Below are 13,309 nucleotides of genomic sequence, written 5' to 3'. Positions count from 1 at the left end.
CGGCGTGACCTCGCCGGCGGGCAAGAAGTACCACGTCGCGGCTGCCTTCCCGAGCGCCTGCGGCAAGACCAATTTCGCGATGCTGATCCCGCCGAAGGCGCTGGGCGACTGGAAGGTCACGACGATCGGCGACGACATCGCCTGGATCAAGCCGCATGCCGACGGTCGGCTCTACGCGATCAACCCCGAAGCCGGCTATTTCGGCGTCGCGCCGGGCACCAACTTCGAGACCAATCCGAACTGCATGAAGAGCCTGGACCGCGACGTGATCTTCACGAACGTGGCGCTGACCGACGACGGCGACGTCTGGTGGGAAGGCATGGGTGAGGCCCCCGCTCACTGCATCGATTGGCAAGGCAAGGACTGGACGCCGGCGATCGCCAAGGAAACCGGCGCCAAGGCCGCCCACCCGAACGCCCGCTTCACGGTCGCCGCGACCAACAACCCGGCGCTCGACCCGGCCTGGGACGATGCCTCGGGTGTCGCGATCGACGCCTTCATCTTCGGTGGCCGTCGCTCGACCACGGTGCCGCTGGTGACCGAGGCGCGCAACTGGATGGAAGGCGTCTACATGGCCGCCACAATGGGCTCGGAGACGACCGCCGCGGCTGCCGGCCAGCAGGGCGTCGTGCGCCGTGACCCGTTCGCGATGCTGCCGTTCATGGGCTACAACATGAGCGACTACTTCCAGCACTGGCTGGACATGGAAAAGCGCCTTGAGGCCACCGGCCACACGCTGCCGAAGATCTACTGCGTCAACTGGTTCCGCAAGGGCGCCGACGGCAAGTTCGTCTGGCCGGGCTACGGCGACAACATGCGCGTGATGAAGTGGATGATCGAACGCATCGAAGGCAAGGCCGGCGGCGAAGAACACTTCTTCGGCATCAGCCCGCGCTACGAAGACCTGGAATGGGCCGGTCTCGACTTCAGCCGCGAGAAGTTCGATTCGATCATCGACGCTGCGCCGGCCGCCTGGCGCGAAGAGCTGAAGCTGCACGAAGAGCTGTTCACGCAGCTGGCTTACCACCTGCCGCAAGCGCTGAAGGACACCAAGGCGCGCATGGAAGCGGCGCTGAAATAAGGCCCCCCGAGGGGATCCCTGCAGCGGACCGGCCAAGCCGGCTCCGCGCAGCAGGCGGCTTGCAGACGGGCCCACCTGGCGGTGAGGCCCGTTTCTCGTTCTGAGAGGTGTCAGGGCGTCTTGACGGCCGGCGTCGACGACGACGTCGCGGTGGTCGTTGCGCCCGGCGCCTGGCCGAACTGCCACAGCATGAACGCGTAGACGTCGGCCAGCTTGCTGGCCTGCTGCGTCGCGGTGCTGCCCACGCCGTGGCCGGCCTGGCCGTCCAGGCGCAGCAACACCGGCTTGCCGCTGGTGCTGGCGGCCTGCAGGCGGGCGCCAGCCTTGGCGCTTTGCCACACATCGACGCGTGGGTCGTTGATGCCGTGGATCAGCATCACGGCAGGGTAGGCCACACCGTCCTTGATCTGGTGGTAGGTGCTCATCTCCAGCAGCGCCTTGAACTCGGCCGGGTCCTTGACCGTGCCGAACTCGCTGATGTTGGTGATGCCGTTGGCCGACTCTTCCGAGCGGATCGTGTCCATCATGCCGACATCGAATATCGCCGCGGCGAACAGCTCCGGTGCTTCGGTGACGGCGCGGCCGACGAAGATGCCACCGGCGCTGGTGCCCCAGATGCCCAGCGTCTTCGGCGTTGCGTAGCCTTTGTCGACCAGGTACTTCGCACTGGCGATGCCGTCCTTCCAGGTGTTGGGCTTGGTGGTCTTGAAGCCGGCGCGGTGCCACTCTTCGCCCAGCGCACCGCTGCCGCGCACGTTGGCATAGGCCAGCACGCCGCCGCGCTCGAGCCAGGCCACGCTGCGCGGGTTGAAGAAGGCCTCCATCGACAGGCCGTAGGCGCCGTAGCCCACCAGCAGCGTCGGGTGCGGCACGTCGCGCTTCAGGTCGGCGCGGTGGATGATCGCCAGCGGCACTTGCACGCCATCATGGCTGGGCACCATCACCTCGCTGACCGTCAGCGTGGGTGTGCCGGGGGGGACACGGATCTGCAGCAGGCCGGTGTCGACCGCCGGCTTGTCCGGGCCGGTGCTGCGCAGCACTCGTGCCGGCTCGGTCCAGGCGCTGCTGGTCAGCCACACGTCGGCGAAGGCGTGCGCCGGATCATCGATCGCAAACGTGCTGCCGCCGCGGCCCGGCGCCATGTCGGCCGGGGCCTGGCCCGGTGCGAAGCGCCAGGTGCGTGTCGTGAAGCCGCGCGACACCTCGGCGTACAGCGTGCCGCCCTGGCCGACCACCAGGCCCTTCAACACACCTTCGGCCGGTTGTTCGATCACGGTTTTGGCATCGGCAACGGTCTGGCCCTTGGCCAAATCGAGCGCCAGCCAGCGCCCGCGCGGCGCCCCTTTGTGGGTGCGCAGGTAGAGCGTGTTGCCGAACAGTCGAACGTCCGTGACACCATCGTCGAAGGCGCTGACCTGGCGCCAGGTGATTTGCGGCTTGCCCAGATCGGCCACCGGTGCAACGAACAGCTTGCCCTCCGGCACGGTGGTGTCGGTGGTGCGCGCCAGCATGTAGCGGCTGCTAGGGTCGAACGTCACGCCGGCCACGTCCAGCCGGTCGAGCTTGAGCGCCTTGTTGACCAGCGGGCCGAACAGCGGCTTGGCCGTGCGGGTGTCGGCCCCGGCCTGCAGCAGGAAGACCGTCGAGTCGAGGAAGGTCTCGGTCGGCGGGCTGCCGGCCGGCAGCTCGCGGATCTGGTTGTAGCTCAGCGCGCGGCTGTCCGGCGCCCAGTGCACGAGGCTTTCGTGCACGCGTGGAATCGGCTCGCCCAGCGCCTTGCCGCTGGCCACGTCGAGCACGTACAACGACGCATCTTCCGAGCCGCCGGCCGACATGCCATAGGCCAGCAGCTTGCCATTCCATGAAGGCACGAAGTAGTTGATCGCGTGCGGCACGCCCTTGGCCCGGGTCAGCTGCTCGGGGTCGACCAGCACGCGCTCCGTGCCCGACAGGCCGTTGCGGGTGACGAGCTTGAACTGCGCATAGCCGGCTTCGCGCTTCAGGTAGAACAGCTGGTCGCCCGGCAGGCGGACGATCTCGCGAACGAGATCACCGGTGGCGCGGCCCAGCTCGTCGATGCGCCTGGTCAGCGCCTCCCGCTCGGGCATCTTGCCCAGCACGCTTTCGGCATACACACCCTGGGCCTTCAGCCACTCCTGCGTCGCCGGGCTTTTGACATCCTCGAGGTTGCGATACGGGTCGTGCACCGTCACGCCATGCAGCACCTGCGTCACGTCCTTCACGGGAGTCGAAGGCGGGCCCGCCAGGGCGCTGAGGGCAGCGGCCAGCAGCGTGGCGGCCAACGGAATCTTGCGAAGCGGCATGGGGGTCTCCCGAGTGAGTGCCGTGGAACAACGCGGCCGGGTGGGTCAGGCGCCGAATGTTACGTTGCGCGACACGGGGCCCGCGGCTTCGGCACCGGCGGGCTAGCATCCGGGGCCTTGCCGCTCAAGCCCGCCATGTCCGATCGCCTTGAAGCCCGTGTCGACGCCTTGTTCATCTACCCGATCAAGGCCTGCGGCGCGATGGGCGTCGCGCAGCTGGACATCACCCCGGCAGGCCTGATCGCCGGCGACCGCGAGTGGGCGGTGGTCGACGAGAAGAACGAGGTCACCTGGCAGGGCGCGCACCCGCGATTGGCGCTGGTTCGGCCGACGCTGCATGGCAACCGCCTGCAGCTGAGCGTGCCCGGCGGGGCGGTGATCGAGGTGCCGGTGGCCGATGCCAATGCGCCTTGCACCGTGCGGATGTGGAACGACAGCGTGAAGGAGATGGAGACCTTCGACGCGTTCGACGCTGGAGATGCGGCGGCGTTGCTGCTGCGGCGGGTCACCGGGGCGCCTTTGCGCCTGGTCCAGCTCGGGGCGCAGGCGCTGGCTCGGCGCGGCATCAACCCCTTGCACCTGGTCAGTGTGCCGTCGTTGGGCGAGCTGAACGCCCAGCTTGCCAGCGAAGGGCTCGCCGAAGCCGAGGCGCTGCGCTTTCGGCCCAACCTGGTGCTTGGCGCGACGGCGGAGCCCTTGCTGCCGTTCATCGAAGAGCAGGTGACCCGCGTCAGCGGCGGCGCGGACGGGGGCGCGTGGCAGATGCCGGTGTCGGCGCCGTGCATTCGCTGCGTGGTGCCGGGGGTGAGCCCGTCGAGCGGTGAGCCGAGCGAGGCCCTGCCGCTGGCCGTGGCCCACCTGAGCGGCCAGCGCTTCCCGGGCGGCCCCTCGGTCTTTGGTGTCTATGCGATGCCGATCCCCGGCACCCAGATCCATTCGGGTGACAGGCTGTGGCTGGAGCTGAATTTCTAGCCGCGGCGGAAACCCATATTCGGCCACCGCGCAAGCATCGTCGGCATTTGTCGTTGGCACCCGGCGCCCCGCTTTCGATAATGCGAAAAACGATGAAGTACCGTTCGAAATCGGGCACACGACCAACATGAACTTCCAGCAATTGCGCTCGGTGCGCGAAGCGGTGCGCCAGGGCTTCAACCTGACGACGGTGGCCGATGCGCTGCACACCTCGCAGCCCGGCATCAGCCGCCAGATCCGCGAGCTGGAAGACGAACTCGGCGTCGAGATCTTCGTGCGCGCCGGCAAGCGTCTGACCGGCCTGACGCCGGCCGGCGAGCGGGTGCTGCCGTGGGTCGAGCGCACGCTGCTGGACGTCGAAAACCTGCAGCGCGCCAGCGACGATTTCCGCCTGGGCGACAGCGGCGTGCTCAGCGTGGCGGCCACCCACTCGCAGGCGCGCTACGCGCTGCCGCAGACGGTGCATGACTTTCGTGCACTGCACCCGAAGGTGCAGCTGCAGATGCACCAGGGCTCGCCGCAGCAGATCGCCCAGATGCTGCTGAGCGGCGCTGCCGAGATCGGCGTCGCGTCGCACGTGCTGGCCGACAACCCCGACCTGGTCGCGCTGCCTTGCTACCGCTGGACCCACTCGGTCGTGGTGCCGGCCGGCCATGCATTGCTCGACGGTGACCTGACGCTCGACCGCCTGGCCGAGCACCCGGTGATCACCTACGACACCGGCCTGACCGGCCGCGGCACGATCGACGATGCGTTCACCCGCGCCGGTCTGAGTCCACGCGTCGTGCTGACCGCGATGGACGCCGACGTGATCAAGACCTATGTCGAGCTGGGCCTGGGCGTCGGCATCATGGCCTCGATCGCGTTCGACGAGCAGCGCGACGCCCACCTGCGTGCACTCGATGCACGCCACCTGTTCTCGATCAACACCACCAGCGTCGCGGTGCGCCGCGGCGGCCTGCTGCGCGGCTTTGCCTACGATTTCATCCAGACCTTCGCCCCGCACCTGACGCCGGACATCGTGCAGCAGGCGCAGGCGTCTCCGGCGGGAACGCCGTCAGCGCCGTTGTAGTTGACCCCCACGCCCGCTCCGGCGGGCTGCCCCCCAAGGGGGCTCGCGCAGCGGACCGGCAGAGCCGGATCCGCGCACGCCACTTGGAGGGGGCGGCGCTGCGCGCGCCCCACCTATTGCTGGAGTGCCGCCTTCGCCCTTTGCACCGACTCCCTCGCCAGCATCCGCGCCCGATGCGCCAGCAGATTCGGGTAGCGCTGCATATCCACACCATCACCCTCGAGCCACTCACCGATCGTGAACAGGTAGGGGTCGGCGATCGTGTAGTCCTGACCGAAGGCCCAGGGGCCCTTCAACACATCCGCTTCGATGTGGTCGAAGCAGGCGGTCATGTTGGCGGCGACCTTGCGCTGCATCGCCTCGATCGCCCCGGGATCATCGACCCAGCGGGCCCCGCGTCGCTTGTGGGCATGCGCGACATGCACTGTCGAGCAGAGATAGCTGGTGAAGGCCTGCAACTGCGCCAGGCGAAACGGGTCGTCCAACGGCGCCAGCTTGGCGGCCGGGAACGACTGGGCGATGAACAGCAGCAGTGCCGGCACCTCGGTCAACGTGCCCTGTTCGGTGATCAGCGCCGGCACGCGGCCGCGCGGGTTCACCGCCAGGTAGGCCGGGCTGCGTTGCTCGGCCGAGGAGAAGTCCAGCACACGCAGCGCGTGCGGTGCGCCCGCGTCGTGCAGCGTGATGTGCACCGCCTGGGCACAGGTGCCGGGCGCGAGAAAGAGGGTCCAAGAGGTCATGCCGACGGGTCTCCGGTGCGTGCCGGCGCGATGGCACCGGGCGATTCGCCTGCGAGCTTACGCAGCCGGGCCCGGACGCGCTCGGCGCGACCCGAAGGCCTTGCAGCCCAGCCGGATTCGCGCGTGAACGGCGTCAGCCCGCTGCCGCTTCTGCGAGCGTCGCCGCGTGGGGCGCCGGCACGGCGAACCGCGTTACCCGCCGGGGCCGCAGGAAGACCTTGCGGCCGTTGGCCAGGCCGAGCGAATCGCGCAACCGCACATAGGTCTCGCGCGACAGCTCGACGTCGACATACGAGCCGTCCTCTTCGCGGCGGAACTCGATGCGGGTGTTCCGGCCGACGGTCAAGGTCTGCGCCAGCGTCACCGCCCAGGTGCCTTCGCCCGGTTCGGCGACGATGTCCAGCTCGTGCGGGCGGACGTAGCTGACCGCCTCGTCGTGTCCCGGGGCCAGGCCGGCGCGGCCGTGGAACAGGTTCACGTCACCGAGGAACTTCAGCACGAACGGCGTGGCCGGCTTGTCGTAGACCTCGTCCGGCGCGCCGACCTGCTCGATCCGGCCTTCGTTCATCACGACGATGCGGTCGGCCACTTCCATCGCCTCTTCCTGGTCGTGCGTGACGAAGACGCTGGTGACATGCATCTCGTCGTGCAGGCGGCGCAGCCAGCGGCGCAGTTCCTTGCGCACCTTGGCATCGAGCGCGCCGAACGGCTCGTCCAGCAGCAGCACCTTGGGCTCGACCGCCAACGCGCGAGCCAGCGCGACACGCTGGCGCTGGCCGCCGGACAGCTGGTGCGGGTAGCGACCAGCCAGCGCGTCGAGCTGCACCAGCTTCAGCAGGTCTGTCACCTTGTTGCGGATTTGCTCTTCGCTCGGTCGCGTGCGGTCACCCGAGCCGGGCTTCGCCCGGGTGGGCCGCACCCGCAGGCCGAACGCGATGTTCTCGAAGATGCTCATGTGACCAAACAGCGCGTAGTGCTGGAACACGAAGCCGACATTGCGTTCGCGCACGTCGGCGAAGGTCGCGTCTTCGCCATGGAACAGCACCGAGCCGGAGTCGGGCGATTCCAGCCCGGCGATCATGCGCAGCAGCGTGGTCTTGCCCGAGCCCGAAGGGCCCAGCAGCGCGACGAGTTCACCGGACGGGATGTCCAGGTTCAGATGGTCACAGACGGCCAGCGAGCCGAAATGCTTGACCAGGTTGCGGACTTCGATGCTCATGATGGATCCCTCTGGGCTTCACTCGTGCGCCGCGCCAGCGACGGCCTTTTCGTGCTTGACACGTTGTTCGACGATGTACTTCAGCACCAGCGTCACCAACGCCAGGCCGGCGAGCAGCGAGGCCACGGCGAACGCCGCCGCGAACTGGTACTCGTTGTAGAGAATCTCGATGTGCAGCGGCATCGTGTTGGTCGCGCCGCGAATGTGGCCCGACACCACCGACACCGCGCCGAACTCACCCATCGCCCGTGCGTTGCACAGGATCACGCCGTACAGCAGCGCCCATTTCACGTTGGGCAGCGTCACGCGCCAGAAGATCTGCCAGCCCGAGGCGCCCAGCACCCGCGCGGCCTCTTCCTGCTCCTGGCCTTGCGCCTGCATCAGCGGGATCAATTCGCGAGCGATGAACGGGAAGGTCACGAAGACGGTGGCCAGCACGATGCCGGGCACCGCAAAGACGATCCGCAGGTCATGATCGCGCAGCCATTCGCCGAACCAGCCCTGCAGGCCGAACACCAGCATGTAGATCAGCCCGGCGATCACCGGGCTGACCGAGAACGGCAGGTCGATCAGCGTCAGCAGCAGGTTCTTGCCGCGGAAGTCGAACTTCGCGATCGCCCAGGCCGCGGCGATGCCGAAAACCAGGTTCAACGGCACCGAGATGACGGCCGCCAGCAACGTCAGCTTGATGGCCGACACGGCGTCAGCCTCGACGATCGCCGCCAGGTAGACCTCGACGCCCTTCTTGAAGGCCTCGTGGAACACCGCGGCCAGTGGCACGAACAGGAACAGTGCGAGGAACAGACCGGCGATGCCGATCAGCGTCCAACGGACCCAGGCGGATTCGGTGGTGGCGGCCAGCGCCGATCGGGTGGGTGCACGCTGGGCCCGGGCGGCGGGTGAGGACAGGGTGGCGGAGGCGGTGGTCATGATGGCTACTACTTCGTTCAAAGGCGAGGTGTCACCGACCTTGGCGCTTGCGCGCCCAGGCCTGCACCAGGTTGATCGCCAGCAGCAGCGAGAAGGCAATCACCAGCATCACGGCCGCGATCGCGGTGGCGCCGGCGTAGTCGTACTGCTCGAGCTTCGTGATGATCAGCAGCGGCGTGATCTCGCTGACCATCGGCATGTTGCCGGCGATGAAGATCACCGAGCCGTATTCACCGAGCGCTCGGGCAAACGCCAGCGCAAAGCCGGTCAGCAGCGCCGGCATCAATGTCGGCAGGATCACGTGCTGGAAGGTCTGCAGGCGCGACGCGCCCAGCGTGGCCGCGGCTTCTTCCAGCTCCTTCTGCAGGTCTTCGAGCACCGGTTGCACCGTGCGCACGACGAAGGGCAGGCCGATGAAGGTCAGCGCGACGAACACGCCCTGCGGCTTGAAGGCCACTTTGAACGGCAGCCACTGGCCGATCCAGCCGTTGGTCGCGTACAGCGAGGTCAGCGCGATGCCGGCCACCGCGGTGGGCAGGGCAAACGGCAGGTCGACCAGGGCGTCGATCACACGCTTGAACGGGAAGCGGTAGCGCACCAGCACCCAAGCCACGAGCAGCCCGAACACCGCGTTGACCAGCGCCGCGGCGAACGCGGTGCCGAAGGTCAGCCGGTACGAGGCGACGACCCGGTCCGACGTCACCGTGTCCCAGAACGCGGCCCAGGTCAGCGTGAAGGTCTTCAAGAACACCGCCGACAGTGGGATCAGGACGACCAGGCATAAATACATCAGCGCAAAGCCGAGTGCGAGGTCGAAACCTGGCAGCACGCTGTGGCGCTTGAGGAGGGTGCGGGAAAGAAACACGGTGGTCAACGCCGGGCTCTTCAGGACGAGAGCGCATTTCGATCAGCGTGCCGTGATGCTAGGCAGCGTCGCTCTCGCAAGGAACGAAGCAAAACGCGCTTGCATATGCGACGACTACCGCTCGACAGCGCGCGCAAAGGCGATGGGGGCACTCTGGAAACATCCACACGACGCGCCGCCGCCCCTTTGGCTTGGGCCGGGCGAGTCGTCTGCGGCCGGGGTCTGCAGGCAACGATTTGATTCACTTGGCCGCTGATTCGGGATGTTAGGCCGTGCGACCGGGTGCTAAAAGGCTGGCTTTTCCGAGACGATCTTCAGGAAGGAAGCGATGCACTTCAACCAATCCATCGTGGGCGCCGCGCTGTGCCTGTCACTGGTCGCCGTGAGCCAGGCGCAGACAACGCCGGAAGCGCCGGCCGCCGACCCCGCGCCATCCACCACCGCAGCCGCCGCACCCACCGCACCGGCAGCCGCGGCCACCAAGGGCCAGTTGCCCAAGCTCGTGATCAAGTGGCAGTGCAAGGAAGCCTGCACCGCCAACGACAAGGTGCCGCCGCTGATCGAAGAGGCCTACGCCAAGGCCGTGGCCAAAGGTGGCTACACGCTGTCCGACAGCGAGACGGCCGAGGTCACGATCGTCGACTTCCGCCAGCGGCCGCCCGGGGTTCGCCTCGGGTTGGGCTTTCTCGCCGGCAAGGACAGGCTGGGCGTGAGCATCAGCTACCGCGGCAAGGAAATGACTGCCAGCGACTACTCCGCCAGCACCGTCCAAGGGATGAACAGCCTGAGCGAATCGGTCGGCAAGCGCAGCTACGAGCAGATTGTCTCGATCGTCAGTTCGAAGGCGACACCCAGCGTGAACTGAGGCCTTACGTTGTCGCAACTGGCCGCGTGCCCGCGGCCGCGTTCTTTGGATTGACGCCCACATGACGCTGTGCGAACCAACAAAACCTGCAGCTGGAGGCGATTGAATATCGGTGTTCCCGTGGTGAAATGCGAATCCCATGCCGGCCGAAGGTGTGCCGGCGAAAACCTAACTCAAGGGGGAGTCTTCATGAGGAATCTCGTACGGGCAGCATTGACCGTTTCGGTGTTGGCTGCTGCAGCCAGCCAAGCCGTGGCTGGCGGCAATATCTGCGCGCCGAGCAACGCGGTCAATCAGCCTGGCATCGGCGACGGTTGCACCACAACGTATCAGGGCGTTGATGGTAGCTATGTCTTTCTCAATATCGGTATCTTCAAGCCCACTTTCACGTCGTCGTGCAATCGCCACGATAAGTGCTATACGACGCTGGGCTCCACGTATTCCAGCTGCAATGGCCAATTCCTGTCGGACATGAAGGACGCCTGCAAGTCCAGCTTCAATCCGCTGTTCTTCCCGACCGAGTATGCGCAGTGCTACGCGACGGCGAACTCCTACTATGCTTTTGTCGAAGGCTATGCAGATAAGGAAGATCCGCTGCCCGGGCTCCTGCTTGACGCCCTCAAGCGCAGCATCACCATGCAGCGAGACAGCGTCGAGAAAGATACTTGCGGAACGACGCCGGAAATCACCACCCTCTATACGTCGAGCCTGATTTCGAAGATCAACGGTGCCTTCCAGACGAACGCGGGACGCCTGCCCACCATCTATGAATTCCTCACAGCGGTGAACGCCGGCACGGACGCGACGAACTACGTGACCAACCTAGCTTGGTGGGAATCGAACCTGACCACGTACTCGCGTCAGCGTGCCTCCGTGGCGGTGCCGACCGTCGGCTATACCTCGACCCAGGACGCTCGCTACGTCAGGTTCACGGCCAGCCCGATCCAGTCCAGCACCACCTACCTCTGGAAGACCAACGGCACGGCGACGACGGGAACCACGATGGCGATCCCGCTGCGCATCCCGAAGTACAACCTCAGTTGGAAGGTTGAAGGCTTCATCAAGGCGACCCACAACGACACCAAAGAGAAGAACATGAAGGTCATCGACACCTGGGTCAACGAACAAGGGTGGTGCCGCGACGTGCCCGGCGGCCCCTGCTTCTGACCTTGTCATCCGACGCCGCGAGCGGGTTGCCCGCTCGCGGCTTTTTCGTTTATTTCTTCGCGTAGATCGAGTCGAACACGCCGCCGTCGGCGAAGTGGGCCTTTTGCGCCTTGGCCCAGCCGTCGAACACCTCGTCGATCGTGAACAGGTTGATCTTCGGGAACAGCTTGTCGAACTGCGCCGCGACCTTGGGATCGGTCGGCCGGTAGTAGTTGTCGCCGGCGATCTTCTGGCCTTCGGGCGAATACAGGTACTCGAGGTAGGCCTTGGCGACGTCGCGTGTGCCGTGCTTGTCGACCACCTTGTCAACCCAGGCCACCGGCGGCTCGGCGAGGATGCTGACCGACGGCACGATGATCTGGAACTTGTCCGGCCCCAGCTCCTTCACCGCCAGGAAGGCTTCGTTTTCCCACGAGATGAAGACGTCGCCGATGCCCCGTTCGACGAAAGTCGTGGTCGAGCCGCGGGCGCCGCTGTCAAGCACCGGCACGTTCCTGTACAGCGCGTTGACGAACTCCTTTGCCTTGGCTTCGTTGCCGCCCGGCGCCTTCAGCGCGTAGCCCCAGGCGGCCAGGTAGTTCCAGCGCGCACCGCCGCTGGTCTTCGGGTTCGGCGTGATGACTTCGATGCCGGGCTTGACCAGGTCGTTCCAGTCCTTGATGCCCTTCGGGTTGCCCTTGCGCACCAGGAACACGATGGTCGAGGTGTAGGGGCTGGCGTTGTGGGCCAGGCGCTTCTGCCAGGTGGCCGGTATCAGCTGGCCCTTCGCGTTCAGCTCGTCGATGTCGTAGGCCAGCGCGAGCGTCACGACATCGGCCTCCAGCCCGTCGATCACCGACCGGGCCTGCTTGCCGGAGCCGCCATGCGATTGCTTGACGGTGACGGTGTCGCCGGTTTTGCCTTTCCAGTAGGTGGCGAACGCCTTGTTGAAGTCCTGGTACAGCTCGCGCGTCGGGTCGTAGGAGACGTTGAGCAGTGTCACGTCCTTGGCCTGGGCAACCGGCGAAGTCAGCAGGACGAGGCAGGCGGCAGCGGTTGTCAGCAGGCGGTACAGCATGGTGGGAAGCATTCCTTGGATGGGATCGGCTGCCGAGACGGCAGGCCCGCCCATGCTAGGAAGGCCCCGGTGTCCAAGGAACGAATCAAAACGTCGCTGCTTATGCGCACCGCGTCTGGTGCGGGCGTTCAGACCGCGAAGCCGAGCGCCGGTGTGGCGGCACGGGCCCGCGGGTGCAAGGTCGCGGCCACGCGCTGCGCATGCGTGCGTGTCCAGGCCAGTGCGTCGGGCCAGGGGCCATAGCCGGCCGCCGGGTTGATGTGGCCTGCCTCGCCGAGTTCGATCACTTCGCTGCCCCAGCGGCGGCCGAAATACAGCGCATCGGCATGCGACATCCAGGGGTCGCTGGCGCTGACGACCAGCGTCGACGCAAAAGGCAGCGCGTGGCTCAGCGCGCCTTCATCGAGGCCGAAGTGCTCGGGAGCGGCCGGCGCCGCGAGCAGCGCCCCCTGCACGCCGCGTCCGCCATGCGCGGCGTGGTGAACCAGTGCCAGGCAGCCGAAGCTGTGGGCGACGGCGATCCACGCGTCGGCCCGGTGCCGGCGCAGCGTGTCGTCGATCGCGCCGGCCCAGCGGTCCAGGTCGGCATGGCCCCAGTCTTCGACGCCGATGCGCACGGCGTCCGGTTGCTGGGCCTGCAGCCAGGTTTGCCAATGGTCGGGCCCGCTGCCATGCAGCCCGGGAATGACCAACAGGCGGATCTGCGGCTGGTTCGAGGTGATCTTCGTGAGACTCGGCATGGGGCTCCTCCTTCGCTCAGAGGGTGGCGATCGACACCTCGGTCGACTTGACCAGCGCGACGACGTCACGGCCGACGCGCAGGCCCAGCTCGTGCACCGAGCGGGTCGTGATGACCGAGGTCACGATCAGGCCGGCCGGAGTCTCGACATCGACTTCGGAGACGACCGGGCCCTCGATGATCTCTTTGACCTTGCCGCGGAACTGGTTGCGGGCATTGACGGCGAGGATGCTCATGGGATGCTCTTTCTGGATTGCAGGACGACGGGGTGGCCAGAT

At 66.7% G+C, this 13,309-nt stretch carries 13 protein-coding genes; 5 read left to right on the top strand and 8 right to left on the bottom strand.

What is annotated here, in order from left to right:
• Positions 1-1,081, top strand: a 1,081-nt coding sequence (locus tag VFY73_RS01015; protein WP_329716033.1) for a phosphoenolpyruvate carboxykinase (GTP), incomplete at its 5' end; no start/stop codon positions are given.
• Between the two features lie 110 nt (positions 1,082-1,191).
• On the opposite strand, the gene VFY73_RS01010 is transcribed toward VFY73_RS01015, so the two are convergent.
• The gene (locus VFY73_RS01010) at positions 1,192-3,405 is read right to left on the bottom strand and encodes a prolyl oligopeptidase family serine peptidase (RefSeq protein WP_329716032.1); all 2,214 of its coding nucleotides are present in this window, start codon (positions 3,403-3,405) and stop codon (positions 1,192-1,194) included.
• 135 nt (positions 3,406-3,540) lie between these two features.
• Between VFY73_RS01010 and VFY73_RS01005 the strand changes: the two genes are divergently transcribed.
• The gene (locus tag VFY73_RS01005; RefSeq protein WP_329716031.1) at positions 3,541-4,377 is read left to right on the top strand and encodes an MOSC N-terminal beta barrel domain-containing protein; all 837 of its coding nucleotides are present in this window, start codon (positions 3,541-3,543) and stop codon (positions 4,375-4,377) included.
• A gap of 127 nt (positions 4,378-4,504) precedes the next feature.
• The gene (locus VFY73_RS01000) at positions 4,505-5,449 is read left to right on the top strand and encodes a CysB family HTH-type transcriptional regulator (RefSeq protein ID WP_329716030.1); all 945 of its coding nucleotides are present in this window, start codon (positions 4,505-4,507) and stop codon (positions 5,447-5,449) included.
• A 113-nt stretch (positions 5,450-5,562) separates the two neighbouring features.
• Here the strand turns inward: VFY73_RS01000 and VFY73_RS00995 are convergent, their stop codons facing one another.
• From VFY73_RS00995 to cysT, 4 genes are all read right to left on the bottom strand, one after another.
• A complete protein-coding gene (locus VFY73_RS00995) occupies positions 5,563-6,189 on the bottom strand; it encodes a glutathione S-transferase family protein (protein ID WP_329716029.1) in 627 nt (208 codons plus the stop codon).
• Between the two features lie 133 nt (positions 6,190-6,322).
• On the bottom strand, positions 6,323-7,408 hold the full coding sequence (locus VFY73_RS00990; RefSeq protein WP_329716028.1) for a sulfate ABC transporter ATP-binding protein: 1,086 nt from the start codon (positions 7,406-7,408) through the stop codon (positions 6,323-6,325).
• 18 nt (positions 7,409-7,426) lie between these two features.
• Entirely contained in the window at positions 7,427-8,338 is a 912-nt protein-coding gene (gene cysW, locus VFY73_RS00985) for a sulfate ABC transporter permease subunit CysW (RefSeq protein ID WP_329716027.1), read from the bottom strand.
• A 31-nt stretch (positions 8,339-8,369) separates the two neighbouring features.
• A complete protein-coding gene (cysT, locus tag VFY73_RS00980; protein ID WP_329716026.1) occupies positions 8,370-9,203 on the bottom strand; it encodes a sulfate ABC transporter permease subunit CysT in 834 nt (277 codons plus the stop codon).
• A 328-nt stretch (positions 9,204-9,531) separates the two neighbouring features.
• Here cysT and VFY73_RS00975 point away from each other — a divergent pair, with 328 nt between their 5' ends.
• Both VFY73_RS00975 and VFY73_RS00970 read left to right on the top strand, forming a co-directional pair.
• Positions 9,532-10,068, top strand: coding sequence for a hypothetical protein (locus VFY73_RS00975; RefSeq protein WP_329716025.1), 537 nt, complete (start codon positions 9,532-9,534; stop codon positions 10,066-10,068).
• Between the two features lie 189 nt (positions 10,069-10,257).
• A complete protein-coding gene (locus VFY73_RS00970; protein WP_329716024.1) occupies positions 10,258-11,235 on the top strand; it encodes a hypothetical protein in 978 nt (325 codons plus the stop codon).
• Between the two features lie 49 nt (positions 11,236-11,284).
• On the opposite strand, the gene VFY73_RS00965 is transcribed toward VFY73_RS00970, so the two are convergent.
• The 3 genes from VFY73_RS00965 to VFY73_RS00955 form a co-directional block, all read right to left on the bottom strand.
• Positions 11,285-12,292 carry a sulfate ABC transporter substrate-binding protein gene (locus VFY73_RS00965; RefSeq protein ID WP_329716023.1) on the bottom strand — a complete coding sequence of 336 codons (1,008 nt, stop codon included), beginning with the start codon at positions 12,290-12,292 and terminating at the stop codon, positions 11,285-11,287.
• 128 nt (positions 12,293-12,420) lie between these two features.
• Positions 12,421-13,032: an RBBP9/YdeN family alpha/beta hydrolase gene (locus VFY73_RS00960; RefSeq protein WP_329716022.1), complete on the bottom strand. Its 612-nt coding sequence runs from the start codon at positions 13,030-13,032 to the stop codon at positions 12,421-12,423.
• A 16-nt stretch (positions 13,033-13,048) separates the two neighbouring features.
• A complete protein-coding gene (locus VFY73_RS00955; RefSeq protein WP_329716021.1) occupies positions 13,049-13,267 on the bottom strand; it encodes a molybdopterin-binding protein in 219 nt (72 codons plus the stop codon).
• Positions 13,268-13,309: the final 42 nt, after the last annotated feature.

Source organism: Ideonella sp., from assembly GCF_036277275.1.
Lineage (GTDB): Bacteria > Pseudomonadota > Gammaproteobacteria > Burkholderiales > Burkholderiaceae_C > Ideonella.
Note: the sequence above shows the minus strand (reverse complement) of the source record. Positions and strands in the feature narration are given on the sequence as shown.